The organism is Dorea sp. 210702-DFI.3.17 (genome assembly GCF_020560825.1).
Taxonomy (GTDB): Bacteria; Bacillota; Clostridia; order Lachnospirales; family Lachnospiraceae; genus Dorea; species Dorea formicigenerans.
Window position 1 is genome coordinate 29,564 of record NZ_JAJCNB010000018.1, and the last position, 26,494, is coordinate 56,057.

Sequence of the window (26,494 nt, forward strand, 5' to 3'; positions counted from 1 at the left end):
AGGAGTAGACCCATGGAAAAACAGGAAAAAGTCGTCCTCACCCTGGACAGCTATGAGCATGGGATCATGATTCGCGCCCTCAACGAACTGCGCAACGATATGCTGGAGGAACAGCGTGACCCCGGCCCGGTGGAGGACGTTCTGCTGAAAACCATTGACGCCCCAGCCCAAAAAGACAAGAAAGCGAAGCGCCGGGATGAAGCCAGATAATAAGGCGGGCGGCCCCTGGCTCTATGCCCTGGGGCTGGTCCCGGTGATCTGGTTCGCCCTGCTGATTGCGCCTGCCATTTCCGGGGGACTTTCGGAGATCGTCAGCGCCCTGCCTGCGGCAATGAACAATCCATTCAAAATCGTGTGGTGTGAGGACAGTGTAAAAACTGTCCTCATTTTTATTGCCGCCTATGGGCTGGGCATTGGCATTTATCTTTCTTCCCGGCGCAATTACAGACGAGGTGAAGAACACGGTTCCGCCAAATGGGGCGATCCGCGGGCCGTGAATAAGAAATACCGGGACAAGGATCCGTTCAAAAACCGCATTTTTACCCAGCACGTCCGCATGGGGCTGGATGGCCGGAAGCACCGCCGCAACCTCAACACTTTGGTGGTGGGCGGCAGTGGTGCGGGAAAAAGTCGGTTCTACGCCAAAGTGAACATCTGCCAATGCAATACGTCCCTTTTTATTTTGGACTGTAAGGGGGAACTGCTTCGTGACTGCGGCGACCTGTTGGAACAGATGGGCTATGAGATCAAGGTGGTGGACCTTCTGAACATGGAGAAAAGCCATTGCTACAATCCCTTTGCCTATCTGAAATCCGACAACGATGTGCAGAAGATGGTGACGAACCTTTTCAAAGCCACCACTCCGAAAGGGAGCCAGTCCAACGACCCTTTCTGGGATACTGCGGCCAGTATGCTCCTCATGGCGCTGGTGTTTTATCTGTGGTACGAAGCGCCGGAGGATGAGAAGAATTTCCCCATGATTATGGAGATGCTCCGAGCCGGGGAGGTGCGGGAGGATGATGATTCCTACCAATCGCCGCTTGACGAACTGTTTGACCGGCTGGAAATGCGCTCCCCGGATCACATCGCTGTGAAGTATTACAAGGATTACCGTTCCGGCTCTGCCAAAACGCTGAAATCCATCCAAATCACCTTGGCGTCCCGCCTGGAAAAATTCAATCTTTCTTCGGTGGCGGCTCTTACCGCCACGGATGAACTGGACCTTTCCAGCCTGGGCGAGAAAAAAGTGGCACTCTTTGCCCTCATCCCGGACAACGACGCCAGCTTCAATTTCTTGGTAAGTTTGCTGTATGCCAGCACTTTCCAGGAACTTTTTTATTCTGCCGACCGGGTACACGGCGGTAGCCTGCCCGTACCGGTGCATTTTCTCATGGATGAGTTCGCCAACGTGAGCTTGCCGGATGATTTCGACAAGCTGCTGGCCACCATGCGCTCCCGGAATATCAGCGTTTCCATCATCATTCAGAACATTGCCCAGCTCAAGGCGCTGTTTGAAAAGCAATGGGAATCCATCATCGGCAACTGTGATGAATTTTTGTACCTGGGCGGCAATGAAACGTCCACTCACAAGCTGATCTCTGAGAACTACCTGGGGAAAAGCACCCTCTGGCTGGACACCTACGGCAAGAGCACCGGGCATTCCGGCAGCTACTCCACCAACAACCAGATCACGGGCCGGGAGCTGATGACGCCCGATGAGGTCCGTATGCTGGACAATAACCTGGCCCTGCTCTTTATCCGTGGCGAAGCGCCGCTGATGGATGAAAAGTATGACCTTTTGAAACATCCCAACATCAAGTACACCACCGATGGCGGCGCGCCTGTCTATTCCCACGGCGGCACTGAAAACGCCGTGGCGGATATGACCATTGGCCGCCTCACCCCCGGCGACCTTGCCAATATCCAGGAGCCGGAAACCCTTTACGAACTTCTGTCCGATGAGGACATGGAGAATATCTTTCAATTTAAGGAGGACACCAAAAATGAAACTGTTTCATAAGGAAAGCAAGCAGAAGAAAGAAACCCGCAGCCTGCCCATGGGAAAAAAGAGCCGGAGCGCCTTTGCTGTTTATGCAGCCCTGGTGCTCATGCTGTGCTGCTGCACCACTACGGCCTTTGCCGCCAGCGACCCGTTGACTGTTATCAACAACCTCAGTGATTTCATCTTCGGCCTGATCCGCGCCGTGGGTATGATCCTGCTGGGCTTCGGCGTCGTGCAGATCGGCCTTTCTCTGAAAAGCCATGACCCCAGCCAGAGGGCTAACGGCTTTCTCACCTTGGCCGGCGGTGTTGTGATTACGTTTGCGAAGGAGATTTTGACCCTGATTACCGGCTGATTCTAATAACGGCAGTGTGGGGGCAGGCCCATGGCGGCCTGCCCCTTACCGTTGCCGGAAAGGAGGTTGTTGAATGTCCGATAACTGGGTTGTTCAAAATTTGCAAAATGCCCTCGACACCTGGAACAAGTACCTGTCCGAGATCTGGCAGCTCATCACCCAAAGCCCGGAACAGTTTAAGGGTGGCTCCATCTGGGGCGTCATTGTCAACATCCACGACGCGGTGCGGGCCATTGGCCTTGCGCTTTTGGTGCTGTTCTTTGTAGTGGGCGTCATGCGTACCTGCGGCAGCTTTGCCGAGGTAAAGAAACCGGAGCACGCCTTAAAGCTGTTTATCCGGTTCGCCATTGCCAAAGGTGTCGTGACCTATGGGCTGGAGCTGATGATGGCCCTCTTTAATATCGTCCAGGGCCTCGTTTCAACAATAATGAACGCGGCGGGCTTTGGAACCGCGCAGCAGACGGTTCTCCCCCAGGAGATTGTCACGGCGGTGGAAAGCTGCGGCTTTTTCGAGAGTATCCCCCTCTGGGCGGTGACGCTCATTGGCGGGCTGTTTATCACGATATTGTCTTTCATTATGATAATGACCGTCTACGGGCGGTTTTTTAAGCTCTATTTATACACGGCCATCGCGCCGGTGCCCCTGTCCACCTTCGCCGGGGAACCGACCCAAAACGTGGGCAAGAGTTTTATCAAGAGCTATGCCGCCGTGTGTCTGGAAGGGGCCATCATTGTGCTGGCCTGTATCATCTTTTCCCTGTTCGCGGCGGCCCCGCCTGCTATTGACCCCAATGCGGCGGCAGTCACCCAGGTGTGGAGCTATATCGGGGAGCTGGTCTTTAATATGCTTGTCCTCGTGGGCGCGGTGAAAATGGCCGACCGCGTGGTGCGCGAGATGATGGGCCTGTAAAAAAGGAGGAAAATAAATGCGTTATCAAACCTATGTGCTGCACTTGATTGATGGAACCGCCATCCCAATGGTGGAGGATTACGACCTGCCCGCTGAAAAGGGAATTGTGGGCACTTCTCCAAAGCAGCCCCAGACGAGATTTTTACCGTGGGCGACCGGCTGCTGGGCTTTGCCTATATACCCAAGAGCAGCATTGTTTACCTGGAAACCGGCGATGTGATTGTGAGGTGATATTTTGGAAGTCAAGATCAACCGGGAAATCCGCAACTACACCGAATCCATGTTTTTCGGGCTGAGTATGCGGCAGTTCATCTTTTCTGTCCTCGCCTGCAGCGTGGCCGTGGGCCTTTACTTTATCCTGCGCCCCTACTTTGGGGTGGAAACCCTGTCCTGGATGTGCATTTTGGGGGCGGCCCCCTTTGCCATGCTGGGGTTCATCACCTATCACGGTATGACGGCGGAACAATTTATCTGGGCGTGGCTGCGCTCGGAAATGCTGGAGCCGAAGGAGTTTAAGTTCGAGGACAGCAACTACTACTACTATGCGGCCCTGAAAGATACCATCGAGGAGCTGCAAACCGGGCGGCCCGGCAAGAAGCGCCGGAAGGAGCCGAAACACTTTAGCAAACGGAAGGAGGCCAAGCATGATTAAGACCATCAAAACCATGTCCAAGCAGGAAAAGGAGCGTTACACCGTCCCCCGGAAGGTGCAGGATGTGATCCCCGTCCGCCGTATCTGGCCGGACGGCATCTTCCTTGTGGGGAACAAGTTCTCCAAAACCTATAAATTCAGCGACATCAACTATCTGGTGGCCAGCCGCGAGGACAAGGAATCCATGTTCCTCACCTATTCGGAGCTGCTCAATTCCCTGGATTCCGGTGCGGTGACGAAAATCACCATCAATAACCGCCGTATGAATCAGGCCAACTTTGAAACGTCCATCCTCATGCCCATGCAGGGGGATTTCCGGGATGAGTACCGGGGGGAATATAACCAAATGCTGCTGGATAAAGCCACCGGAGCCAACGGCATTATGCAGGAAAAGTATATCACCATCTCCGTGGTGAAGAAGGATATTGAGGAGGCCCGCGCCTATTTTTCTCGTGTGGGAGCCGACCTGATTTCCCACTTTGCGGCCCTTGGCTCCAAGTGCGTGGAGCTGGACGCCACCGAGCGCCTGCGTATCCTGCACGACTTCTACCGCCAAGGCGAGGAATCCGAGTTTGTTTTCAATGCCCGTGAGATGATGAAGCGGGGCCACAGCTTCAAGGACTATATCTGCCCGGACGGGATCGAAAAAAAGAGCGACTATCTGAAGCTGGGCGGCAAGTTCTGCCGGGTGCTGTTCCTCAAAGACTACGCCTCTTATATTAAGGATAACATGGTGACGGAGCTTACCGATTTCAACCGAAATCTGATGTTCTCCATCGACATTGTGCCGGTTCCCACGGATGAGGCCGTGCGGGAGGTGGAAAACCGCCTGCTGGGTGTGGAAACCAACATCACCAACTGGCAGCGCCGCCAGAACGCCAACAACAACTTCTCTGCTGTGGTCCCCTACGATATGGAATTGCAGCGCAAGGAAAGCAAGGAGTTTTTGGATGACCTCACCACCCGCGACCAGAGGATGATGTTCGCGGTGATGACCCTGGCCATCACCGCCGACACCAAGGAGCAGCTTGACAGCGATACCGAAGCGGTGCTTTCCGTGGCGCGAAAGCACATGTGCCAGCTTGCGGTGCTCAAGTTCCAGCAGCTTGATGGCCTGAACACCGCCCTGCCCATCGGGGTGCGGAAAATCAACGCCTTCCGTACCCTCACCACGGAATCCCTGGCCGTATTCATCCCCTTCAAGGTCCAGGAGATCCAGGATAAGGGCGGCATTTACTTTGGAGAGAACGCCATTTCCCACAACCTCATCATGTGCAACAAGGCGAACCTTTTGAACCAGTCGGCCTTCCTGCTGGGCGTCCCCGGCGCGGGCAAGTCCTTCAGCGCCAAGGAGCTGATCGCGTTTCTTATGCTCCACCCAGATTACGCAAATGACGACATCCTGATCTGTGACCCGGAGGGAGAATTTGGCGCACTCGTCAAAGCCCTGGGCCGGGAGAAAGCGACGGTGGCCCATCTGGTGGCAGGCGGCAAGGACCGCCTCAACGCCATGTATATGGTGGAGGGCTACGGTGAGCAAAACCCCATCGTGGAAAAGAGCCAGTTTGTCATGTCCCTCATCGAGCAGATCGACAAGCGCGGCGTGGGGCCGCAGCATAAATCCATCATCGACCGCTGCACCGCCCTGGTGTACCCGGAGGCGGAGAATGCCGGGAGGGTGGCTACCCTCTGCGACCTGCGTCAAAAACTGCTGGAGCAGCCGGAGGATAAGGCCAGGGAGATCGCCCTTTCCCTGGAGCTTTACACCACCGGTTCCCTGGACATCTTTGGCCGGGAAAGCACGGTGGATTTGAACAAGCCCTATGTGGTGTTCGACATCCACGGCCTGGGCGAGCAGCTAAAGCCTGCCGGTTCCCTGGTCATCACCGATACGATCCTCAACCGCGTCACCCTCAACTGGAAACGGGGCAAGCGCACCCATGTGTTCATCGACGAGTTCCATGTGATGTTTGAGAATGAGCAAAGCGGCATTTTCTTTAATTCCGCATGGAGGCAGTTTAGAAAGCGTGGGGCCTACCCGACTGCTATCACCCAGAACGTGGAGTACCTTTTGGATTCCGTCCAGGCCAGCACCATGCTCTCTAACTCGGAGTTTATCGTCATGCTGAACCAGGCGGCGTCCGACCGGGCAAAGCTGGCGAAGCTCCTCAATATCTCCAACGAGCAGATGAGCTATGTCACCAATGCGGACGCTGGCTGCGGCCTCATCCGGTATGGCAGCGCCCTGGTGCCGTTCATCAACCGATTCCCCCGTGACACCAAGCTCTATGCCCTGATGACGACCAAGCCCGGTGAAGGCGTATTCGGCGGCGAGGAGGTGCCGGTATGAGCAATCTTCGCTTTGCGTCCCCGGAACACCGGGATTTCTTTTTGGATATGATGAGCGAGGCTCGGAGGAACGACTGTTACCACCGGGCCTTTTTCTATGTGATGGGGATTGCCCCGGAAACGCGGTCAAACATCCGCCAGATGTTTGACTTCAAGCAGGACTGTATCGAGCCGGATGGTATGCACGGCGGCTGGCAGACCAGCGGCACCGTCCGGGTGTGCCGCCTTGCTTTTAATCTCTGGAACGGCTATACCGACCCGGAGCACAGCAACGCCTATTCCCCGGAGGATTTGTTCTGCTGCGAGTTCGCCCCCTACTTTATGGAAGGCGTGAAAATCCGTTACCCGAAATACTGCCGGGAGCTGCCCCCTGTAAGAAAGCAGGCGGAACCGGCGCGATGATACGTTTGAGAATGGAGGAATGAACAATGGCTGAACCGGCTCTTACGTTGCGGGACCACCCGCAGATCATAGACCTGATTTCCGTTCTGGAACAGAGCGGGCTTCAAAAGCAGAAGGAAGAAGTACAGGCCCTGGTGGGCTATATCGACGGTATGGAAGAAAAGCTGTCCCAGATGATGGACGAAATGAAGGAAATGCGCCTGGAGGTGGGCAAGCTCCACGACAAGGGAATCCGCGCACGGTGCTCCCAGCTTGCGGACACTGTGGAGGGTAAAGTCCGCCAGACCAAAGTGATGGTTTCCACGGCAAAGGAAAACCTCATTTCATCTGCAAAGCAGATGGTGCAGACCTTCCGGGAAAAAGGGCGCTCTGCCCTGTGCCATGCGGCCCAGGCCCTGCACATCCCCTCAGTTCTTTCCCGGATGGGACGGGGCTTTGCCCATTCGGAAAAAAGCATGGGGCAACTCGCTGTGAGACTGGACTCCATGCGGGAAGAATTGCACCAGGCGGGTGGCCACATCAAAAACGCCGGGCTTGCCCTTACGGGAAAGGAACCCCAGGAAAGCAAGGAATTATCTGCGGATAAGGGTGTGCTTGCCAAGCTGCGGAGCTTTGTGCTGTCTTGCGGCAAGGTGTTTTCGGAAATGGAACGCGACATGGCGCTCACGGTGGAGCGAATCAATGGCGGGCGCTCATCGGTGAAAACCGAACTGCAGGGGTTGAGATCGGCCCAGGCCGGGCAGCGCCGCCAAGCGGCCAGCAAGGAACAGGCACGATAAGTACAGGAGGGTGAAATATGAGTGACAAAGTGAAAAGCAGACTGATGATCGCTGGGGCGGCCTTTTGTGCCGCCCTGTTCCTTTTCTCCGGGGCTATGTTGGCCCGCGAATATCTGGACCAAAAGCAAAGCGCCGAAGCCTTTGACGAGGTGGCCGGGCTGGTCAAGGAAGATGTGGAGTTGCCCGCGCTGGAGCTGGCCGATGACCCGGCCCAGGAGCCGGAAGAACTCACGGCTTTTGAAAAGTATGCGGATGTGTACGCCAAGAACAGCGATTTGGTGGGCTGGATTTCTATTCCCGGCACCCGGATTGATTATCCCGTCATGCAGACCAAGGATAACCCCAACTTCTATCTGAAGCACGCTTTTGATAAGTCGTACAGCAGCTATGGGGTGCCCTATATGCAGGAAAACTGCGACGTCGGCATTTCCGACAATCTGATGCTGTACGGCCATCACATGAACAACGGCAGTATGTTCTCCGATCTGTGCAAGTACGAGAGTGAGGATTTCTACCAGGACCACAAGACCATTCATTTTGATACGCTGGACAGCTTTGGCGAGTATGAGGTAATCGCCGCATTTAAGACGGTGGCCTACTCAGAGCAAGGCTTCAAGTATTACCACTTCGTCCGGGCCGAACAGGAAGAAGATTTTGACGAGTTTATTGCCAAGTGCAAGGAACTGGCGCTCTATGACACGGGCGTGACTGCGGAATACGGCGACCAGCTCATTACCCTTTCCACCTGCGAGTATTCCCGAACCAACGGGCGGATGGTGGTTGTCGCCAAGCTGCTGGAGGAATAAGGGCGGCCCCGCCCGGGGAAGGAGGTGAAGCCCATGGGCAAGGGTATAAAAACAAGAGTTTCTGCGAAAAAAGGCATTAAAGCGATTGATAAAGCGGCGGTTGCTTCTGAACGGATGAAGGAGGCATATATCCGCACCAAGGATAAGGCCGACCACAGCCTGTATGCGGAGGAAAGCTCTCCTGGTGAATATGCGTCCGACCGCCTTTCCGCTGGGGTGGATAACGTCACCCATGAAGCGGTTCACCAGTTTGATAAACAGGGCCGCAGAGGGGTTCAGACGACTAAGGAGAATATCTCCCAGCTCAAGGAGAAAATCCAAAAGCGGAAAGCCGCAGCCGAACAGCTGAAAAAACAAGCGGAGAAACAGGCGGCTCAGCAGGCTGGGCAGCCCGCCACACGCTGGAGTGGCCGTCAGGCAGCCGATACGGTTTCCGAGCCGGCCAAGGCGGTCCGTCAGGAGCGCGGGGCCATCAAGACCCTGGACCGCGGCAAGAAAGGCATTAAGACAGTGGACAGGGGCCGAAAAAACATCAAGCAGGCTTCTTCCACGGCCAAGGGAACCATAAAAACCACCAGCAAATCCATTAAGACGGCGGAAAAGACTGCCAAGGCCAGTATCAAGACCAGCCAACAGGCGGCTAAAGCTGCCCAGCGGACTGCCCAGGCCACGGCGCGGGCGGCCAGGGCTGCAGCTCATGCCGCCCGCATAGCGGCTCGAACTGCGGTAGTTGCGGCAAAGGCAGCGGTCAAGGCTACGGTTGCGGCGGTGAAAGCCATCATTGCAGCCACCAAGGCGCTGATTGCCGCCATCGCTGCCGGGGGCTGGATCGCCGTGCTGGTAATTATTGTAATCTGCCTCATCGGTATGATTATCGGCTCCTGCTTTGGGATTTTCTTTTCCGGCGAGGATTCCGGCACCGGGCAGACCATGCAGACTGCTGTACAGGAGATCAATACAGATTACCAGGAGAACCTGGATGAGATCAAGACGTCCCACAGCTATGATGTGTTGGAGATGTCCGGTTCCCGCGCTGTGTGGAAAGAGGTATTGGCGGTTTACGCCGTCAAAACCACCACCGATTCGGACAACGCCCAGGAAGTGGCCACCATGGATGATGAGAAGCTAGAGCTGTTAAAGGACATCTTCTGGCAGATGAATGAGATCTCGTCCAGCACGTCCACCCAGACGGAAACAGTGATTGAAACATCCGATGACGGCAACGGCAATATCGTGGAAACGGAAACCACGGTCACGCAAACCTATCTGTATATCACTGTCAGCCACAAGACTGCGGAGGAAATGGCCAACCAGTTCGGCTTTAACGAGGACCAGCGGGAACAGATGGCGGAACTTTTAGCCGATGAGAACAATTCCCTTTGGTCCCAGGTGCTTTACGGCATTACCGGAGGGGATGGCGAAATCGTCACGGTGGCGCTCTCCCAGGTGGGCAATGTTGGCGGCGAACCGTACTGGAGCTGGTACGGCTTTGGCAGTCGTGTGGAATGGTGCGCCTGCTTTGTAAGCTGGTGCGCCAATGAGTGCGGTTATATCGAAGCCGGCGTGATCCCGAAGTTTGCGGCCTGCGCGTCCCAGGGTGTTCCCTGGTTCCAGGAGCGTGGGCTGTGGCAGGATAACAGCTATGAGCCGCGCCCCGGCGACATCATCTTTTTTGACTGGGATGATGGAGGCCAAGACGGTTCTTCCGACCATGTGGGGATTGTGGAGAAGGTGGAGAATGGCCGCGTCTACACCGTGGAGGGCAACTCTGGCGACTCCGTGCGACAGAACAGCTATCCCGTGGGATACTATGAGATTTACGGGTATGGCACACCTGCCTGTTAACAGCTCCAAAAAAGAAGAAGCCCAGCCGCACAGGCGGCTGGGTACATAATGATAATAACAAAAGCATCGTCCCCTTGACAGCAAGACAAAAATATGCTATTCTGATTTTGGTTTGATAATTAGATTATCTTAAATAAAGCGATTATCAGAGAAGGGAGAAAATATTTTGAGTTACTGTTCCGACTTGACAAGAGAGCGAATTATGGAATGTGCGAAAGTGGAATTCCTAAAAAAAGGCTTTCAGGCAACGCAGCTTAAAGATATTGTTACCGCTGCAAAGGTTACAACAGGTGCAATATATCGACATTTTAAGGATAAAGAAGCGTTGTTTTTTGCCTTAATCGAAGATGTTTACCATTATACATTAGATTTTCTGGATAATGCAGAACCTTACGATAAAGTTGGAATTAGAGAAGCTATTGAAAGGGATTCTGTTGAAGCGTCATATGTTCAGGCAATGACATATGTCAACTATATGTACGAGCATTTGGAGGAATTTCAACTCTTGCTGAAATGCAGCAAAGGTTCTCGCGTCGAAAACTTTATAGAAGAAATTACAATTCAATATACGAAACAGAATGCCCTATTTGTAAAGGCGGCATATGAAGCGGGATATGCGAAATGTCTGCCAAACGATATAGAAATACACATTTTGACGCATGGATATATTACTGCACTATGTGAGTGTGTTTTGCACGATGTTCCTTATAAAAAGGCGGAGGATTATGTAAAAAATATCATAAAATTCCAGCACTATGGCTGGTATGGTGTATTAGGGCTTCCACTAAAATAAGTGGCTTTTGCCATTTATTTTTTGCCAAATAATTAGTTTTCGCTAACCTATTTAAGGAGGATTTTTCATGAAGAAAAAAACGAAACCTGGAGCAATTCAGCAATTGTTGAGTTATGCAGGAAATAATAAAAAGCAACTATATCTTTCAACCTTTCTTGCAACGCTGGGCGAACTATTCGGGATGGCCCCCTTTATTACAGTGTCATTATTAGTCGCGGAACTATTTAACAAAACAGCTACTATTCAAAATGTATGTATCTTGTTTGCAGTCGCTTTGGGCGGGCAAATATTAAAACTGTGGCTTACATATCAATCCTCTTTTATGTCGCATAAGGCTACATATAAAATATTGAAAAATATCCGTAGCAAAATCGCAGATAAAATGCTTCGGGTTCCAATGGGCGTCATGTTGGATACGCCGACCGGAAATTTCAAAAATTTGATGGCAGATACAGTTTCAAAATTAGAGGATTCGATGGCTCATTTTATGCCTGAAATAACCTCTAATGTAGTGGCTCCCCTATGCTGTATACTACTGGTATTTATTCTTGACTGGCGCATGGGATTAGCTGCATTGATTACAATTCCCCTCGGACTTTTGGGTTACATTGGAATGATGAACGATTATGTGAATAAAAGTACCACTTATATGAAATCACAAAATGCGATGAACAGTACGCTGGTTGAGTATGTAAATGGTATAGAGGTTATTAAGGCATTTAATCAAGGAAGTGCTTCTTATAGTAAATTTACAGGTGCAATTAACTTCTTCCATGACAGTACTCTGGCATGGTGGAAGCAGAGTTGGCTTTGGTCAGCAGTCATTCAGGCTGTAATGCCGACAACATTGTTGGGAACGCTTCCGATTGGCGCATGGCTTTATATGACTGGAACATTACCATTATCAGATTTTATCACTTGCATTATCCTTCCTATTGGATTTATTGCCCCGCTTATGCGAGTAGGAAAATATTCTGAACAATTTAATATGGTGAAAGCCTGCCTCGATCAAATACGGGATTTTATTGAAAAACCGGAACTGAAACGTCCAGAAAAAAATGTTGCACTGGATGAAACAGCCTATCGCTTTGAAAATGTTTCTTTCGCTTATAACGAGACGGAAGTTCTGAAGAATGTATCCTTTGAAATCAAACCAGGTACTGTTTCAGCAATTGTCGGCCCTTCCGGTTCCGGAAAATCAACGATTGCAAAACTCATGGCTGGTTTTTGGGACGCCACAAAAGGAAAAGTTATTTTTGGCGGAAAGAATATTAAAGAGATTCCTTTCGCACAGTTGATGGGTGAAGTCAGTTATGTTGCACAGGACAATTTTCTGTTCGATGAAAGTATCCGTGAAAACATCCGGCTCGGAAAACCGGATGCGACAGACGATGAGGTGGTAGCTGCTGCAAAAGCTGCCTGCTGTCATGAGTTTATTGTAAAGTTGGAAAACGGATATGATACAAATGCCGGAGACGCAGGAGGAAAACTTTCTGGCGGAGAACGTCAGCGAATTACTATCGCAAGGGCAATTCTAAAAAATGCAAGAGTAATTATTCTTGATGAGGCCACGGCCTATGCTGATCCAGAAAATGAGTATCTCATTCAAAACGCTATCAGTAAACTTGTAAAAGGAAAAACCCTCATCGTAGTAGCTCATCGTCTTGCGACCATCCAGAAGGCTGATCAAATCCTTGTGGTGGAAAATGGAAAGATTGTTGGCTGCGGCAGGCAGGAAGAGCTTTTATCAGAATGCCCACTTTATCAAAGATTATGGAGTGATTATGTGAGTTCAGCTGATCAAGTGGAAGGAGGGACATTTTAATATGTTTTCAATTATAAAAAGGATTTTACGGTTATCTGGGAAATATCGTCCCCGTGTAATTGCCGGACTGATCTTCAATGCTCTGAAATCCTGCTGCGCCGCCTTTGTATTTTTTGCTGTGCTATTGGTAATGTTGAATATCGAACACTTAACAGAGACTGTCATTTTACAGGCATTTGGAATTGTTGCACTTAGTGTTTTGGGCCGCTTTTTGTTTCAGTACCTAAGCGATGTGCTAATGAGTGCGTCTGGATATGAGATTTTCCGGGAAAAGCGTCTTGAGATTGGAAATCAGCTCAAAAGGGCACCAATGGGCTATTTTACAGAAAATAATCTCGGCACCGTACAAACAGTATTGACAACAACAATTTCCGATCTGGAAGGGAATTGTATGCTTGCACTAACATTTTTGGTAGGAGGTTTTGTACAGGCGCTTGCCATGACGCTAATGTTGGGTATATTTTGCTGGCAGATTGGGTTTTTGGCTTTAACAGGAATTTTAGCGGGAATTCTTGTACTGGGCCAGATAAAAAAGCGGGCCGGCGCGCATACGGAAGATATGCAAAATGCTCAGGAATTGTTGGTGGGAAGTGCATTAGAATACATAAAAGGCATTTCTGTTCTGCGCATATTCGGAAAAGGCAAAGAAGGAAAAGGAAAAGTGGATCAAGCCTTTGAAAATAAGTGTCGCAGCGATATAGCGGTTACAATTTCTACTGCCGGAATTATGAAGCTGTATGAAGCCGTATTTAAGATTACAAGTTGCCTGTTATTTTTATTGTCAGCTTTGCTCTATTTGTGGGGAGTTATCACATTGCCCTATTGCCTTTTATTTATCATCTGTGCATTTTTAATGTTCATGGAATTGGAATTGATGAATGACGGGGCCTTTTTGAGTAAAATGCTCGCTACGCAGTTGGATCGGCTGGATTTCATCTCAGATATACCGGTTTTAGATGGAGACGGAAAGGATATTGTCCTGAAATCATATGAGATTGAACTGAAAGATGTTATTTTCGCTTATGACAGCCGTCCGGCTTTAGATGGAATCACCTTGAAAATCCCACAGAACTCTACTTGTGCTATCGTTGGGCCGTCAGGTTCAGGGAAAACAACTTTGTGTAATATGATTGCAAGATTTTGGGACGTAAATTCTGGAAGTGTTAAAATTGGAGGACACGATGTAAAAGAATTTACTTGTGATAGCCTTTTATCATATGTAAGTATGGTATTCCAAAAGGTGTATCTGTTTAATGATACGATTGAAAATAACATCAAATTCGGAAAACCTAACGCGACCCATGCGGAGGTGGTAGAGGCCGCTAAAAGGGCCCGCTGCCATGATTTTATAGAGGCGCTCCCACAAGGCTATGAAACAATGATAGGAGAAGCAGGTTCCACTTTGTCTGGGGGAGAAAAACAGAGAATTTCAATAGCAAGGGCGATATTGAAAGACGCGCCCATCGTTATTTTGGATGAAGCGACATCCAGCGTAGACCCGGAAAATGAAAAAGCTCTTTTGGACGCAATTTTTGAATTGACGAAAAATAAAACACTAATTTCTATCGCTCACAGGTTGTCTACTGTTCGGACGGCAGATCAAATTATTGTCATTGATCAAGGCCATATTGTTCAAAAGGGAACCCATAAGGAATTAGCAGAAAAAGAAGGGATTTATCGTACTTTTTTGAAGTGCAGGGAGAAATCCATCAGTTGGAAGCTATGAGGTGTGTTGCCATGAAAAAACAATTTCCAATTATATCTTTTGAACATGCCTCTTTTCAGTATGAAGGACAGTCTCAGGAAAGTCTAAAGGATGTAAAGCTTATCATAAAATCGGGAGAATTTCTTGTTATTACTGGGCAGAGCGGATGTGGAAAGACCACATTAACCAGGTGTATCAATAATTTGATTCCCCGCTTTTTTGAAGGCAGATTATCCGGCGAAGTCATTGTATTGGGACGTTCCATAAAAGAATCGGACGCCGGTGAGGCTGGCAAAGAGATTGCTTCAATTTTTCAAGATCCCCGCAGTCAATTTTTTACTACAAACAGTTCCAGCGAAGTTGCATTTGCCTGCGAAAACTATGGAATTCCACATAAAGAAATCGTTAAACGTGTTAACAGCGCCTTTCAGTCACTGAATATGGAGAACCTAAAAGACAGAGATATTTTTGCCCTGTCCAGTGGAGAAAGGCAAAAAGTTGCTTTTCTCGCAGCGACTACTCTTAATCCACAAATTTATGTTCTGGATGAGCCTTCGGCTAATTTAGACATTCATACAATCTTACAGGTAAGAGAGATTCTTTCTGCTTTGAAAGCCGCTGGACACACGATTATTGTTTCAGAACACAGATTGTTTTACTTATACGGACTCGCAGATCGCTTTTTAATTATGGAGGATGGTCAAATCTGCGAAGAATTAACAGGTGAGGAAATGGCAGAATTATCTGCTGTCCAAATGCACAACAGAAGGCTTCGCCCGTTAAATTTGGATTTAATACAAATAGAAAGGAAAGAATCTATTTGCCGCTCGGAAGTATTTCTCCAAATTAGAAATTTGAGCTTTTCGCATAAAGCCATGCCGGAACTTCTTCACAACATTTCATTAGAAGCCTACAAAGGCGAAACGATTGCCTTGATTGGAGAAAATGGTTGCGGGAAAACAACATTGGGGAAAATCTTGTCTGGCTTGATTCGCTGCCGCCAAGGTGCGTTTTACATTGATGGAAAGAATGTGAAGCAACAAAAATTATCCGACTATGTGTACTTTGTTATGCAGGAGGCAGATCACCAGCTTTATACAGACAGTGTGACGGAGGAATTGAGGTTAGGAAACAAAAGGATTCCAAGCATAGATGAAAAAGTGTCTCAAATTTTGAAAATGCTCCATCTGGAAAACTTCAAAGACTGCCATCCGTATGCTTTATCAGGCGGTCAAAAACAGAGACTGACAATAGGAGCGGCAATGCTTTCGGAAAAACCAATCATCGTTTTGGATGAACCAACAAGCGGGTTAGACTGGGATAATATGTGCGCTGTTGCCAATGCTGTTAATTATATGCGTGAGGCTGGAAAGCTGGTCTTTATTATTACGCATGATCTGGAGTTTATCAGCCTGACCGCCTCGCGCGCTTTGCTTTTGAAGGAAGGGATTATTAAAGATGATTTACAAATGACGGAACAAAACAATTTCAAAATCGTAAAGAATTTTATGGTGGAGGAAGGTGGTGAATAAATTGAGAAAGCATGGAGTATATTACGATTCTCGCATAAAACTTCTGTTGATTCTATTGACATCAGCTTTGGCGTTTGCTTTGGGTGGAGGCTTAACAGGCTTGTTACTCTTTGGCGTCGTTTGCCTGTTTGCTTTGCTAAGTGGACTTTGGAAAACAAGTATCAAAGTTGCAATAGTTTATATAGTTCTGCTTATGTTGGCGCAAGTCCTTCCAATTCATTTATCTTCCGTGATAACATTCTTTTTACTAAGAATTTTGACTATTGCACTTGCTTTGAATATTCTATTTCAGACTACGGAAATATCGGAATTGATAGCAGCGCTTCAGGCAAGTCATATCCCTCAAGCAATTGTGATACCAGTGGCTATCATATTGAGATTTCTTCCATCTTTGAAACAAGATGTGCTTTATATAAAACAAGGGATGAAAACGAGGGGCGTGGGATTGTCTTTTTGGAGAATAGTAAGTCATCCGGCGCAGACATACGAAGGCTTTTTAGTCCCTATACTTATGCGCCTTCTGATGACGGCGACAGAATTATCCGCATCAGCGGAAACGCGAGGCATCAGCTATCCTTGTGAAAAAACTCACTATATATTAGTTGATTTCCGCTTAAGAGATAGTATTTTGTTGATAGGTATGCTTGCTCTTTTTGCGGTTATCATATGGACATCGTTCCAACCAATATCATTTTAAGGAGGATTTATTTCATGCAAACCGAAAACAAAAAAGGATTTCAAGTAAAGGATTTGATCGTCACAGCTCTTTTATCTTTGTGCGCACTTGTTATCTATATCATTTGTGCGTTCCTATCTTTTTCTCCCTACACGATGTTAGTGGTAAGTCCATTGTGGTCATTATTGGCAGCTATTACATATTTCCTTGTAGCAGCTAAGACTAAGAAACCGTGGGCACTGTTCATTTTTTGTGCGGTAACAGGCATTTATGGATTTTATCCGCCCATGATAATTTGCTGCATTATTGCTGGCATTATTTCTGCGTTGATCGCGTGGAAAACAGGTTGCACTAATGGAAAAACACTTACGTTCAGTTATATCATTTATATGGTTTTAGCAGCATTCAGTGGTACATATATTCCCTTCTTGTTTTTCTCAAATCAAACACTTGAGCAGTATGCGGGAATGTTTGGCGAAAGTTATTTGGGAATTTTGCAAACGTTAGTATCACCTGTAACAGCTATCATAATGCTTGTCGTTGTTGCAATTTGCGCCTTTGTTGGCGCGCTCATCGCTAAGAAACTGCTCAAGAAGCATTTCAAAAAAGCAGGTATGGTGTAAATGAAGTAATTATATGTGTCAGAAGGAGGTGTACCATTATGCCCTTAACATCATCTATGGAGGACTATTTAGAGGCAGTTTTAATAGTAGCTAAAAAACAAATTGAGGTGCGCTCTGTTGATATAGCTCGACAATTAAATGTTAGCAAACCAAGCGTCTGGCGGGCAATGACTGTCCTAAAAGATGGTGGTTTCCTTACAATGGATGATCACAGTTTTCTTTTACTCACAGATTTAGGACAAGAAACAGCCAAGAAAATCTATGAGCGTCACTGTTTTTTTACTGAACAGCTTATCGCCGCAGGTATTGACCCCAAGACTGCGGAGGCCGACGCCTGCCGGATTGAACACAACATCAGCGACGAAAGTTTCTCACGGCTGAAAGAGACAGCAACACAGAAACAAGATTAACCTGGATAAATTTTTAATGGCTAACTTATGGGAGGAAAAATGAAGATTAAATAGAAAAGACACGCCGACGGGCTTGCAGAGTAGCAAGTCCTCAGCCATGTCTTGGAAACAAGAGAATGGAGGTGGTTCCCATGCAGCAAACAGAATGGGTTTATTGTCCCGTCTGCGGGAATAAAACCCGTGATCGAATCAGGGAGGATACGGTTTTAATCAATTATCCTCTCTACTGCCCGAAGTGCAAACGAAAGAGCTTGATTCAGGCGAAACAGCTACACATCGTTGTCATCAAAGAGCCAGACGCATAGACGCAGAGCCGATGAACCCGTGAGAATTTCCCACGGACATCGGCTCTTTTTCACTCTTTGGGCTGGCTATCCAAGGCCGCTCTAACTGTCGCCTTGATGATCTGCATAGAACGCTCATCGCAGTTATACAGCATACGGACAAGGCTTTCCATTTCAGAATCCTCAATCTTCTTTTCCGGGAAGAAAATCTGATCGGGTAAAATGGACAGCTCCCGAATCAGCTTGTACAGGATGTCGTAGCTGGGCTTTTTGCCTTCGTTCTCGATACGATATATAAATCTCTCGCCTACTCCGACCTTGGCTGCCAGATCTTCGACCGTAATATCTGCTTTCATGCGGGCATTCTTGATGATCTCGCCAAGCATTTCATGTTCATTCTGCACTTTCAGTTCACCTCTCCTTCTATTTTACGGATTTATGCCAGATTTATAATGGCATAGCAGTTCAAATTTTAGAGAACTGATAGTGCGGATAAAAGTGAACTGACCAGGATCGTATAACTGGCCCTGTCAATAAAAAAAACGAGGCTTTGGCAGGTTGGTTTGTCATGCCCATCCCTCCAGACCACGTTTTGGCCTGGAGGGATATTTCATGCGTTGGTCATCCTTCGCACCGCTGCTTATTAGAAGCAGCGAGTATGATTCTATGTCGTAGGCCGCCTGCTTGACGGTGTACGGTCAAAAAAACTTCCCGTTTTTCAGCGGGATACTATGCCCTTCGCACTGAACCATCATGCCATGATTTATACGAACTAAAAAGAAACGCACTTGCTGTTTGGGGGAATACCCCATTCTGCAGGTGCGTTTTTCAATATAGAGAAACCCCATTTTCACGTTGTAGGGGACCGCCGGCCAGTCTGAATTTCTCGCAATTCAGACTGATCGGAGGGAAAACAGCGTGGACGCTGATAAAAAAAGAATATGGATTCGCGGCCAATTTGTCGAGGTCACGGATGAAGTGTACCGGGCCTATATGCAGGGCGACCGGAAAATGCGCTATTTTGAGAACGATTTGAAAACCGAGCGGTTCGTTCTCGGAAAGGAGGGCCAAGTGGTGCAGATCATCCCCAGCCGCGAAGATTCTTTGGACCGGCTGGTGGATGAAAATGCCCGGCAATTCTCCGATGAGCAGGAAAGCGTGGAGAGCGTGGTGCTCCACAAGCTGGAAGTGGACAGGCTACATACCGCGCTTTCCCTGCTTACCCCAGAAGAACGTGCGCTGATCCAGGCATTATTCTTTGATGAGCGCAAGGAGAGCGAGCTGGCGGTGGAACTCGGCATTTCTCAGCCCGCCGTTTATAAGAGGAAAATGAAAATCCTCAAAAAGCTAAAAATTTTTCTGGAAAAATAAGTTTTAGCGGTTATAGAACCTCTCACCCAACGGCAAATAGGGTGAGAGGTTCTTTTTATGGCCTCATGGCACCTTGAAAACTGCATACCCATTCATCAGGCACATTCCCGCTGCTTTGGCGAAAGCCAAAGCCCAGGTAGCGGCTGCGCAGTGATCTGCCGGGAGAAAACAACGAGACACCACCGAAAAAAGAGATTGTAGGTCTTTGGTTTGTTCTTCCAGGCAAGGAGCGAGAAACAGCAGGCTGCCAGTACCGGGCGGCTCCCGGTACGGCCATAACCAGCAGCGGGGACAATGATACTCCCGTCCAGCCTAACGTCCGAGCGTTGAAGCGGTTTGCCGCCGTGATCCGTCGCAGGCAATGGGGGCGGTTGCGTGAGAACCACGCGAGGGGTGAGATTCCCCGTGGAGCTGGTGAGCCGCCAGCCGTTTGATGACTTCCCGCAGTGTTCCGGGGTGTCGAGGACAAATAGGAACACTTTGAAATACGGGCCGTACAGCAGGACGGGCCAATGAAAACAGGAGGATTGTTTTATCTCTCCCTGGCCTTCATTCTGTTCTGCTGTCCGGCTCTACATAGGCGGCACCTGCCGCCTGCATTTCAAAGGGAGGTCATAGACATGAATAAGACATATCTGCGCGGCGATATGTACTATGCCGATCTGGGCTGGGGAATCGGCTCCGAACAGGAAGGGTATCGCCCTGTCCTTATTATTCAGAACGATACTGGAAACAAGCACAGCCCCACGGTCATTGTGGCAGCCATATCCAGCAAAGTGGACGCCAAGGCCAAGCTGCCCACTCATTACCTTCTCAAAGCAGAGAACGGCCTGGAGCTGCCTTCTCTGGTGCTGATGGAGCAGCTCCGCACCATTGATAAAAGACGGCTGGAAACGTACATCGGACATCTGGAGGAACAGCATATCCGCCGGCTCAACCGCGCTCTGGCAGTCAGCGTGGGATTGATTGAAGAAACGTCGAAAAATTTAATCATGTGCCTTTGTCCGGCCTGTGCCAATAACTTCTACGGCACAGGCTCTTATTATTTGCGCCGGGTCCACCCTGGCCGGGTGGAAAAGGACATCTGCACCTACTGCGGCCAGCGGCCCGGTTTTGATTATGAAGTAGTAAAAAAGAAGGAAAGGAAGTGAAGATTGGATATGGAAAAGCTGATTACTCGTAAGGAGGCGGCAAAACTGTTGGGAATCAGCCTTGCCACCTTGGATGAAGCCAGAAACAGCGGTTTGATTTCCTATATTCAATATGTACCGAATGGGTGCGTATATTTCACTTCTGCCTACCTTCAGGAATATGTTGCTAAATGCACCTATCGGGCAAAACCTGTGGAAAAGAAAGCAACCTACCGAAATGTGCGAGGAAACAAATCGCACCTTTGAGCAAATCGTGCGGTTTTGGTAAAACAAAGATACAACACCGATTGCATTTGGAGGTAGAAAAATGGCAGCAAAAAGAAAACGAATTCCCAGGTACAGCAAAGTCCAGATAAATGGGCATGAGTATTACAAAACAGATATTGAGGACGCAGATGGCAAACGGGTGATTCTTTACGGAAAAACCCGCGAGGAAGTTTACGACAAGGAAATGGCGGCTCTTGAGCAAATCGACAACGCCACATTCCGGCGTAAATCCCCCACGGTCGCCGAGTATTGTGAAAAGTGGCTTCTGATGCAGTCCGTCCATATCCGTGCCACCACATTGATTGATTATACATCCAAGGTGCGGCGGCATATTATCAAGGAGCTGGGTGAGAAACGAATGGCCGATGTAACCCTGGATGACATCCAGGTTGCCCTTGTGCCAGTCTCTAAAAAGTCGGCTTCAGTATATAAGTCCGTGGTAATCCTCTACAAGTCTATTTTCCGGGCGGCCAAGGAGAGCCATGTGATTGATACAAACCCGACGATATACCTTGAGGCAAAAGGCGGAGGCGTTCCGCAGGAGGAGCGGCAGGCTTTGACGGATGAACAGGTAGAACGGCTTTTGGACGCCATTCGTGGGTTGCCGCCCTATGTATTTGTGATGATTGGCCTGTATGCCGGGCTGCGGCGGGAAGAAATCCTTGCACTGCAATGGGATTCGGTATATCTGGATACAGATGCGCCGTATTTGACGGTCCGGCGGGCGTGGCACACGGAACATAATAGGCCGGTCATTCTCACAGAGTTAAAAACGAAGGCTGCGGAGCGGAATATCCCTCTCCCGGATCGTTTGGCAGAGTGCTTGAAAGCGGCAAAGAAAAAATCGACATCAGACTATGTAATTGCCAACCAGGATGGAGAGCCGTTGTCTTATACGCAGTTTAAGCGGCTTTGGCAGTATATCGTGACACGGACAGCAAAACCGAGGATAGCTCGCAAACTTGTGGACGGGAAATATGTGAAGTATATGCTTTACCCGAAGCTGGGTGAAAAAGCACGGAACAATGGTCATGTGGTATATAGCTTGGATTTTGAGGTTACGCCACACATGCTTCGTCATACCTACATCACAAATTTGATTCATGCTTCGGTAGACCCGAAAACAGTTCAATACTTGGCTGGCCATGAGAGCAGTAAGATCACGATGGACATTTATGCGAAGGTAAAGTACAACAAGCCGGAGCAACTGGCAGGAGTTTTAAGCGGAGCCTTTGCAGAATGGGATGGCGGTGAATACGAAGCGGCACAATAATTTGACGGAAAACGTACAAAGGGCGGGGAGTGTTCCCCGCCCTTTGCGTTTCCCAGAATCGCACCTTTGATAGAGCCATGATTTTTCAGTATAAAGAAGGTATCGGCGCTGAAATACATATTAAATAGAAAGGAACTGAAATCATGGCGAAAAAACAAGAAAATGTTCCCCGGTATGGCACTGCCATGCGGAGGGGGATTCAATATTACAGGACTCGGATCACCGATGCCGATGGAAAAAGGGTGGACTTGTATGCTGAAACCTGCGAGGAACTCCAGTTAAAGGAGATGGAGGCTCGACGCCAGGTAGAGGAGGCGGTTTTCCGCAGAAAACATCCAACGGTGGCAGAGTATTGCGAGAAGTGGTTGCTCATGCAGTCGGCAAAGGTATCTTCCGGCACGTTGAGAGGATATACCCAGACCATGAACAACTATATTGTCAAACCTTTAGGCGATATGTATCTTGAGGATGTGACTGCAGACGATATTCGGCTTGCGATGATTCCATTGGCTTCAAAATCTGCTGGATTGTATAGTAAGGTAAATATGCTCCTGAAATGTGTCTTTTATTCGGCAGAGCGAAGCCAGTTACTTGAATATAATCCCTGTGAGGGACTCTCGGCCAAAGGGGGAAAACCGGGGAAAAAGATAAATGCCTTGACGGATGAGCAAGTGAAGCTACTTTTAGATACTGTCCGAGGGCTTCCGCCCTATACCTTTATAATGATCGCTTTATATTCCGGCCTGCGTCGTGAAGAAATTCTGGGACTGCAATGGGACTGCGTATTTCTGGATGTTCCTACGCCGTACATCTCTGTACGGAGGGCATGGCGCTCAGAACATAACAGGCCGGTGATTTCCACAACGCTGAAAACGAAGGCGGCTCGGAGAGATATTCCGATCCCAAAGTGTTTGACAGACTGCCTGCGGGAAGTGAAAGAGAAAACCGAATCGGAATATGTGGTTGCTGACAGAAATGGAAATCCTCTTTCATCTTCGCAGTTTCAGCGGGTATGGAAATATGTAACCGTTCGCTCTACGAAACCCCATAACTATTATAAGTATGTAAATGGCCAGTGCGTGAAGTGTACGGTAACGCCTACCCCTGGCAGTCATCAGAAAAATAACCCGAAGTTAGTGTATGCCATTGACTTTGATGTAACCCCACATCAACTTCGTCACACCTATATTACTAACCTGCTGTATGCAGGCATTGACCCAAAAACTGTTCAATATCTTGCCGGGCATGAAAACAGTAAGACGACTATGGACATTTACGCGCAGGTGAAGTATAATAAACCGGAGGAACTTCTGAGTGTTGTAAATGCTGCATTTGCTCCATCTGTTGGTGTCTAAAATGCCCCCATTTTTATGATTAAATACTGGGGCAACATTTGAGGGCAGAGGCCAAAAAGCCCATAAAATCAAGGAAAACTGGCGCTAAACTGTACGCCAATACGGTCTCAAATCCGCTCGTCGCGCACCACAGTTCAGCAAACGATAATTCAACCGAATATCAAAAAAGAGCAACAGACCCCGAAAATCCAGTATTTTCGGGGTTTTCTTTATATTCTGAAAATCTATCAGACACCCTCAAAACACACGAAAATGTTCCGGTAACTAACAGGTAACACACAGGTAACTAACATGAAAAAAGGTGTCCTCCGTAGGACTTTGCGTGTCCTCCGTAGGACAGAAAAAAAGACGGTATCAACCGCCTTTTTCAGTGCAATGGTCTATGATGCAAGACCGGACATCCTTTTTCGTGCGACAGTGGCAGGAATAACCATCCTTGAATATGATGTCATATCCGTCGTGCATGTTTCCAGTGATTCCGGAAATCATTTCTCTGTTCCTCTCTGCAATCTGCATCGTGTCAAACATTCCGCACTGGTCTTTTCTGACGAGGTCTTGCAGATACGCATTGACAGACATTCCCTTGCGGACGGAAACAAGACCGGAACAGTAGACGCAGAGACGCTCAAGGAAATGACAACGGTCAATGACGATGTGAGCAAACTTGCAACCGGAGACAATGAGCAGGGAACACCGCAGGAGAACGCAGAGGATGACGAAAACGCCTCAAACGAGGATAAGGCGACAAATCCACCAACCGAACAGGAAAACGGCGAAAATGGGGCGAATACAGAGCCGGACAAGGCAACAGAGGAACAGCAGGAGGACAAGGTCATCATTCCGCAGGGAAAAATGAGGGTGACAGTCATTTGCGACGGTTCACTCAATATCAGACGTTCGGCAGCGTGGGGCAATGACAACATCTGCGGTCGTGCTATCAGAGGACAGTCATATTATGTGAAAGAGATTCATGTTGTAGACGGAAAGAAGATGGTCAGAACAATCGGCGACCTTTACCTCTCCGGAGAATCCGAGCATGTACAGTTCGAGCAGTTATAAAAAATAAGGACATAAAAAAGAGGACGACACCCATTTCCGGATGTCGTCCTTGTGTTATAATGAATTTATGAATGTGCTTGAAGTTTGGCAATCAATGCATCCTGCAAAACTTTTGAATAATTGATACCGTAATTTTCACATGCAGTATTAAGCCACGCAGGAATGCTCAAAGTTTTCTTGACTGCCTTGTCATTGTATGCACGGGCGTATTCGTCAAGGTTGACACAAATCAAATTGACAAGTGCTGCGTCCTCGTCTTTTTCGACTGCATCAATAGGAGTTGGAGCGGGGAGAACCTCACCATCACGCAAAGATGTGAACAAATACTGACCGCAAGCCTCTTGAGCCATTGCGAAAGCATCCGCAAGATTATCCCCGTATGTTGCTAAATCATTGAGGTCGGGGAATATAACAGAATATTTTCCGTCGTCCTCCGGATAAAAAACAGCAGGATAAATATAATTCATGATAACGCTCCTTTCTTTTAATGGGTGGCAGGTCTCATTTGAGACCCGCCTGTTTGAGTATGGAGTTGACAACCCTTTGAGGAATGTCGCCCCGATGATTTGGGATTGTAACTTTTCCCGTTTTGGTTGGATGCTTGTATTGATGATGTGAACCTCTCACATCTACCAGTTCCCAACCGTCATTGAGGACTATTTTTTCAATTTCTCGAAATCTCATTTGTATTGTTTCCTCCTTACAAGTATATAATAACACGTATAATACGTAATGTCAATAGAAAATACGTATTATACGTGAAAATATTCAAAATTATAAGAGATAAATAATAATAAAACAATGGAAAAGTGTTTGAGAGAATATGCGTAAAAGACGGGTAACTGACAAACAGTCAAAAAATGCCGTAAAATAGGCGTTCGGAGTTATGCAAACGTTAATTTCGGTTCACAAAGAGATAATCGTTTGGGACGAGAAAATGCATACAAAACCTCAGAAACCTTGGCTTAACAGTGATAAGGAACTAATTTACTTATCAACTGTTAGCTGACGGTTTCCGGGGTGCATACGGACAAATCCCGTCTGATTTCTAACAGGAAGTCAGACGGGATTTTCGCTTTATATTACGAATTATGGAGGACATACCATGAAAACCTTAATATCTTGTGCCTACAATATGGATAATTGCTGTGTGGAAGTGAAATTCAGCGACGGCAGTATGATTGCGATTGACACTATCGCCGTTGAGAACGAGATTGCTGACAATATGTATCAGCGGTCAGAGCTGGATTATTTGATCTACAACGCTCCTTTGGAGTATGCAGACCTTATCTTGAACGGCGATCCCGAAACCTATTTGAAAACTGTAACAGAATACAAGCCTTGGGATAGCTGACAACACGCTGCCCGCAGGAGAAAATCCTGCGGGCGTTTTTCTGTTTATATTATTTCCCTCCGTTGGATCTCAATTTAGGAAAGAAGATGACAATCTTGAAGCCCTTTCCCCACTGGGAAGCTGCTTCCAGATGAAGATTTAGATCGTCGGCCATCTTCTTAACCAGGTAAAGTCCCATACCGGTAGCCTTCTTTCTGCTGTCAGTAGAATCCCCGGTAAAGCCCTTTTGAAAAATGTACGGCAGATTATATTTTTTTACGCCAATGCCGTTATCTTCAACAGAAAGGATATCTGCGGTCTCCGAATGTATCACGGAAATTGTAAGCATGGGACTATCGCTGCTATATTTGATGGCATTGCTAACGATTTGTCCCAACATAAACTGAAGTCCTCTACGGTCTGTATAGACTGTTTCAGATTGCAGTTTGTTGAGAATGACAAACTGCTTCTCTTCAAGAAGTGGGGCATAGTCCTCCAGAACTTCACCCAAGCAGTCATTCAAATTGACATCCTCAAATCGGTAATCCTTTGTACTGCTCTTCAACCGGGCATAGTACAGCATCTGCGTGACATCCTCCTGAAGCTGACTGCGGACATAATCCAGCTTTGCTTGCAGGGAAGGAGAGATTTCATCGTTCCGGTTATCCAAGAGCATGGTCAGCAACGATAGGGGCGTTTTCGCTTCATGTGCCCAGCCCTCCACATATTCTTCATAG

General features: G+C 48.1%; 30 protein-coding genes. 26 read left to right on the forward strand and 4 right to left on the reverse strand.

Annotated elements, in window-relative coordinates; genetic code table 11:
• Nucleotides 1-12: 12 nt before the first annotated feature.
• From LI149_RS09805 to LI149_RS09895, 19 genes are all read left to right on the forward strand, one after another.
• Nucleotides 13-210 carry a hypothetical protein gene (locus LI149_RS09805; RefSeq protein ID WP_015535516.1) on the forward strand — a complete coding sequence of 66 codons (198 nt, stop codon included), beginning with the start codon at nt 13-15 and terminating at the stop codon, nt 208-210.
• On the forward strand, nt 197-2,020 hold the full coding sequence (locus LI149_RS09810; RefSeq protein WP_227143293.1) for a VirD4-like conjugal transfer protein, CD1115 family: 1,824 nt from the start codon (nt 197-199) through the stop codon (nt 2,018-2,020). The genes LI149_RS09805 and LI149_RS09810 overlap by 14 nt, the downstream gene beginning before the upstream one ends.
• A complete protein-coding gene (locus LI149_RS09815; protein ID WP_015535514.1) occupies nt 2,004-2,357 on the forward strand; it encodes a hypothetical protein in 354 nt (117 codons plus the stop codon). Before LI149_RS09810 ends, LI149_RS09815 begins: the two co-directional genes overlap by 17 nt.
• A 73-nt stretch (nt 2,358-2,430) precedes the next feature.
• Nucleotides 2,431-3,267 carry a hypothetical protein gene (locus tag LI149_RS09820; RefSeq protein ID WP_015535513.1) on the forward strand — a complete coding sequence of 279 codons (837 nt, stop codon included), beginning with the start codon at nt 2,431-2,433 and terminating at the stop codon, nt 3,265-3,267.
• 16 nt (nt 3,268-3,283) lie between these two features.
• On the forward strand, nt 3,284-3,487 hold the full coding sequence (locus LI149_RS09825; protein WP_055271107.1) for a hypothetical protein: 204 nt from the start codon (nt 3,284-3,286) through the stop codon (nt 3,485-3,487).
• 15 nt (nt 3,488-3,502) lie between these two features.
• Nucleotides 3,503-3,919, forward strand: a complete 417-nt coding sequence (locus tag LI149_RS09830) for a PrgI family protein (protein ID WP_227143294.1) — start codon at nt 3,503-3,505, stop codon at nt 3,917-3,919.
• Nucleotides 3,912-6,269 carry a VirB4-like conjugal transfer ATPase, CD1110 family gene (locus LI149_RS09835; RefSeq protein WP_081459203.1) on the forward strand — a complete coding sequence of 786 codons (2,358 nt, stop codon included), beginning with the start codon at nt 3,912-3,914 and terminating at the stop codon, nt 6,267-6,269. Before LI149_RS09830 ends, LI149_RS09835 begins: the two co-directional genes overlap by 8 nt.
• On the forward strand, nt 6,266-6,670 hold the full coding sequence (locus tag LI149_RS09840) for a DUF6075 family protein (RefSeq protein WP_081459202.1): 405 nt from the start codon (nt 6,266-6,268) through the stop codon (nt 6,668-6,670). The genes LI149_RS09835 and LI149_RS09840 overlap by 4 nt, the downstream gene beginning before the upstream one ends.
• A gap of 26 nt (nt 6,671-6,696) precedes the next feature.
• On the forward strand, nt 6,697-7,449 hold the full coding sequence (locus tag LI149_RS09845; protein WP_105205004.1) for a DUF6674 family protein: 753 nt from the start codon (nt 6,697-6,699) through the stop codon (nt 7,447-7,449).
• 17 nt (nt 7,450-7,466) lie between these two features.
• Nucleotides 7,467-8,255: a class B sortase gene (srtB, locus tag LI149_RS09850; protein WP_015535510.1), complete on the forward strand. Its 789-nt coding sequence runs from the start codon at nt 7,467-7,469 to the stop codon at nt 8,253-8,255.
• 33 nt (nt 8,256-8,288) lie between these two features.
• The gene (locus LI149_RS09855) at nt 8,289-10,100 is read left to right on the forward strand and encodes a CHAP domain-containing protein (protein WP_205506669.1); all 1,812 of its coding nucleotides are present in this window, start codon (nt 8,289-8,291) and stop codon (nt 10,098-10,100) included.
• 166 nt (nt 10,101-10,266) lie between these two features.
• Nucleotides 10,267-10,893, forward strand: a complete 627-nt coding sequence (locus tag LI149_RS09860) for a TetR/AcrR family transcriptional regulator (RefSeq protein WP_044932505.1) — start codon at nt 10,267-10,269, stop codon at nt 10,891-10,893.
• A gap of 67 nt (nt 10,894-10,960) precedes the next feature.
• Nucleotides 10,961-12,718 (forward strand): ABC transporter ATP-binding protein, encoded by a 1,758-nt coding sequence (locus tag LI149_RS09865; protein WP_015535506.1) that lies wholly within the window; start codon nt 10,961-10,963, stop codon nt 12,716-12,718.
• A gap of 1 nt (nt 12,719) precedes the next feature.
• A complete protein-coding gene (locus LI149_RS09870) occupies nt 12,720-14,444 on the forward strand; it encodes an ABC transporter ATP-binding protein (RefSeq protein ID WP_227143295.1) in 1,725 nt (574 codons plus the stop codon).
• 11 nt (nt 14,445-14,455) lie between these two features.
• Entirely contained in the window at nt 14,456-15,955 is a 1,500-nt protein-coding gene (locus tag LI149_RS09875) for an ABC transporter ATP-binding protein (RefSeq protein WP_044932501.1), read from the forward strand.
• Nucleotides 15,948-16,652, forward strand: a complete 705-nt coding sequence (locus LI149_RS09880; protein ID WP_044932499.1) for an energy-coupling factor transporter transmembrane protein EcfT — start codon at nt 15,948-15,950, stop codon at nt 16,650-16,652. Before LI149_RS09875 ends, LI149_RS09880 begins: the two co-directional genes overlap by 8 nt.
• A gap of 14 nt (nt 16,653-16,666) precedes the next feature.
• The gene (locus LI149_RS09885; RefSeq protein ID WP_015535504.1) at nt 16,667-17,254 is read left to right on the forward strand and encodes an MptD family putative ECF transporter S component; all 588 of its coding nucleotides are present in this window, start codon (nt 16,667-16,669) and stop codon (nt 17,252-17,254) included.
• Nucleotides 17,255-17,292: 38 nt separating this feature from the next.
• Nucleotides 17,293-17,664 carry a metal-dependent transcriptional regulator gene (locus LI149_RS09890; RefSeq protein WP_015535503.1) on the forward strand — a complete coding sequence of 124 codons (372 nt, stop codon included), beginning with the start codon at nt 17,293-17,295 and terminating at the stop codon, nt 17,662-17,664.
• Nucleotides 17,665-17,795: 131 nt separating this feature from the next.
• The gene (locus LI149_RS09895; RefSeq protein ID WP_015535502.1) at nt 17,796-17,969 is read left to right on the forward strand and encodes a cysteine-rich KTR domain-containing protein; all 174 of its coding nucleotides are present in this window, start codon (nt 17,796-17,798) and stop codon (nt 17,967-17,969) included.
• Nucleotides 17,970-18,019: 50 nt separating this feature from the next.
• Here the strand turns inward: LI149_RS09895 and LI149_RS09900 are convergent, their stop codons facing one another.
• Entirely contained in the window at nt 18,020-18,352 is a 333-nt protein-coding gene (locus LI149_RS09900) for a helix-turn-helix domain-containing protein (protein WP_049940538.1), read from the reverse strand.
• 514 nt (nt 18,353-18,866) lie between these two features.
• Between LI149_RS09900 and LI149_RS09905 the strand changes: the two genes are divergently transcribed.
• From LI149_RS09905 to LI149_RS09930, 6 genes are all read left to right on the forward strand, one after another.
• Nucleotides 18,867-19,319, forward strand: coding sequence for an RNA polymerase sigma factor (locus tag LI149_RS09905; protein WP_044932497.1), 453 nt, complete (start codon nt 18,867-18,869; stop codon nt 19,317-19,319).
• Nucleotides 19,320-19,939: 620 nt separating this feature from the next.
• Entirely contained in the window at nt 19,940-20,470 is a 531-nt protein-coding gene (locus LI149_RS09910; RefSeq protein ID WP_227143296.1) for a type II toxin-antitoxin system PemK/MazF family toxin, read from the forward strand.
• Nucleotides 20,471-20,479: 9 nt separating this feature from the next.
• Entirely contained in the window at nt 20,480-20,716 is a 237-nt protein-coding gene (locus LI149_RS09915; RefSeq protein WP_044933357.1) for a helix-turn-helix domain-containing protein, read from the forward strand.
• Nucleotides 20,717-20,777: 61 nt separating this feature from the next.
• Nucleotides 20,778-22,010: a site-specific integrase gene (locus tag LI149_RS09920; protein ID WP_015535500.1), complete on the forward strand. Its 1,233-nt coding sequence runs from the start codon at nt 20,778-20,780 to the stop codon at nt 22,008-22,010.
• Nucleotides 22,011-22,153: 143 nt separating this feature from the next.
• Nucleotides 22,154-23,365, forward strand: a complete 1,212-nt coding sequence (locus LI149_RS09925; RefSeq protein ID WP_015535499.1) for a site-specific integrase — start codon at nt 22,154-22,156, stop codon at nt 23,363-23,365.
• A 375-nt stretch (nt 23,366-23,740) separates the two neighbouring features.
• Nucleotides 23,741-24,424: a hypothetical protein gene (locus LI149_RS09930; protein WP_227143297.1), complete on the forward strand. Its 684-nt coding sequence runs from the start codon at nt 23,741-23,743 to the stop codon at nt 24,422-24,424.
• Nucleotides 24,425-24,489: 65 nt separating this feature from the next.
• On the opposite strand, the gene LI149_RS09935 is transcribed toward LI149_RS09930, so the two are convergent.
• Both LI149_RS09935 and LI149_RS09940 read right to left on the reverse strand, forming a co-directional pair.
• Nucleotides 24,490-24,891: a type II toxin-antitoxin system HicB family antitoxin gene (locus LI149_RS09935; RefSeq protein ID WP_055287299.1), complete on the reverse strand. Its 402-nt coding sequence runs from the start codon at nt 24,889-24,891 to the stop codon at nt 24,490-24,492.
• Nucleotides 24,892-24,925: 34 nt separating this feature from the next.
• Nucleotides 24,926-25,108 carry a type II toxin-antitoxin system HicA family toxin gene (locus LI149_RS09940; protein ID WP_055055841.1) on the reverse strand — a complete coding sequence of 61 codons (183 nt, stop codon included), beginning with the start codon at nt 25,106-25,108 and terminating at the stop codon, nt 24,926-24,928.
• Nucleotides 25,109-25,529: 421 nt separating this feature from the next.
• On the opposite strand from LI149_RS09940, the gene LI149_RS09945 reads away from it, so the two are divergent.
• On the forward strand, nt 25,530-25,778 hold the full coding sequence (locus LI149_RS09945; protein WP_110442440.1) for a DUF6061 family protein: 249 nt from the start codon (nt 25,530-25,532) through the stop codon (nt 25,776-25,778).
• 49 nt (nt 25,779-25,827) lie between these two features.
• Here LI149_RS09945 and LI149_RS09950 read toward each other — a convergent pair.
• Nucleotides 25,828-26,494: HAMP domain-containing sensor histidine kinase (locus LI149_RS09950; RefSeq protein ID WP_255647472.1), on the reverse strand; the 667-nt coding region annotated here is incomplete at its 5' end.

Excerpts from the sequence above, each read along its gene's own strand:
- LI149_RS09915 (WP_044933357.1), top strand. The coding sequence starts at position 20,480 with ATGGAAAAGCTGATTACTCGTAAGGAGGCGGCAAAACTGTTGGGAATC.
- LI149_RS09935 (WP_055287299.1), bottom strand. The coding sequence starts at position 24,891 with ATGAATTATATTTATCCTGCTGTTTTTTATCCGGAGGACGACGGAAAA.
- LI149_RS09875 (WP_044932501.1), top strand. The coding sequence starts at position 14,456 with ATGAAAAAACAATTTCCAATTATATCTTTTGAACATGCCTCTTTTCAG.
- LI149_RS09920 (WP_015535500.1), top strand. The coding sequence starts at position 20,778 with ATGGCAGCAAAAAGAAAACGAATTCCCAGGTACAGCAAAGTCCAGATA.
- LI149_RS09805 (WP_015535516.1), top strand. The coding sequence starts at position 13 with ATGGAAAAACAGGAAAAAGTCGTCCTCACCCTGGACAGCTATGAGCAT.
- LI149_RS09855 (WP_205506669.1), top strand. The coding sequence starts at position 8,289 with ATGGGCAAGGGTATAAAAACAAGAGTTTCTGCGAAAAAAGGCATTAAA.
- LI149_RS09825 (WP_055271107.1), top strand. The coding sequence starts at position 3,284 with ATGCGTTATCAAACCTATGTGCTGCACTTGATTGATGGAACCGCCATC.
- LI149_RS09815 (WP_015535514.1), top strand. The coding sequence starts at position 2,004 with ATGAAACTGTTTCATAAGGAAAGCAAGCAGAAGAAAGAAACCCGCAGC.
- LI149_RS09940 (WP_055055841.1), bottom strand. The coding sequence starts at position 25,108 with ATGAGATTTCGAGAAATTGAAAAAATAGTCCTCAATGACGGTTGGGAA.
- LI149_RS09925 (WP_015535499.1), top strand. The coding sequence starts at position 22,154 with ATGGCGAAAAAACAAGAAAATGTTCCCCGGTATGGCACTGCCATGCGG.
- srtB (WP_015535510.1), top strand. The coding sequence starts at position 7,467 with ATGAGTGACAAAGTGAAAAGCAGACTGATGATCGCTGGGGCGGCCTTT.
- LI149_RS09840 (WP_081459202.1), top strand. The coding sequence starts at position 6,266 with ATGAGCAATCTTCGCTTTGCGTCCCCGGAACACCGGGATTTCTTTTTG.
- LI149_RS09810 (WP_227143293.1), top strand. The coding sequence starts at position 197 with ATGAAGCCAGATAATAAGGCGGGCGGCCCCTGGCTCTATGCCCTGGGG.
- LI149_RS09865 (WP_015535506.1), top strand. The coding sequence starts at position 10,961 with ATGAAGAAAAAAACGAAACCTGGAGCAATTCAGCAATTGTTGAGTTAT.
- LI149_RS09890 (WP_015535503.1), top strand. The coding sequence starts at position 17,293 with ATGCCCTTAACATCATCTATGGAGGACTATTTAGAGGCAGTTTTAATA.
- LI149_RS09870 (WP_227143295.1), top strand. The coding sequence starts at position 12,720 with ATGTTTTCAATTATAAAAAGGATTTTACGGTTATCTGGGAAATATCGT.
- LI149_RS09820 (WP_015535513.1), top strand. The coding sequence starts at position 2,431 with ATGTCCGATAACTGGGTTGTTCAAAATTTGCAAAATGCCCTCGACACC.
- LI149_RS09930 (WP_227143297.1), top strand. The coding sequence starts at position 23,741 with ATGGTCTATGATGCAAGACCGGACATCCTTTTTCGTGCGACAGTGGCA.
- LI149_RS09945 (WP_110442440.1), top strand. The coding sequence starts at position 25,530 with ATGAAAACCTTAATATCTTGTGCCTACAATATGGATAATTGCTGTGTG.
- LI149_RS09885 (WP_015535504.1), top strand. The coding sequence starts at position 16,667 with ATGCAAACCGAAAACAAAAAAGGATTTCAAGTAAAGGATTTGATCGTC.
- LI149_RS09895 (WP_015535502.1), top strand. The coding sequence starts at position 17,796 with ATGCAGCAAACAGAATGGGTTTATTGTCCCGTCTGCGGGAATAAAACC.
- LI149_RS09835 (WP_081459203.1), top strand. The coding sequence starts at position 3,912 with ATGATTAAGACCATCAAAACCATGTCCAAGCAGGAAAAGGAGCGTTAC.
- LI149_RS09845 (WP_105205004.1), top strand. The coding sequence starts at position 6,697 with ATGGCTGAACCGGCTCTTACGTTGCGGGACCACCCGCAGATCATAGAC.
- LI149_RS09910 (WP_227143296.1), top strand. The coding sequence starts at position 19,940 with ATGAATAAGACATATCTGCGCGGCGATATGTACTATGCCGATCTGGGC.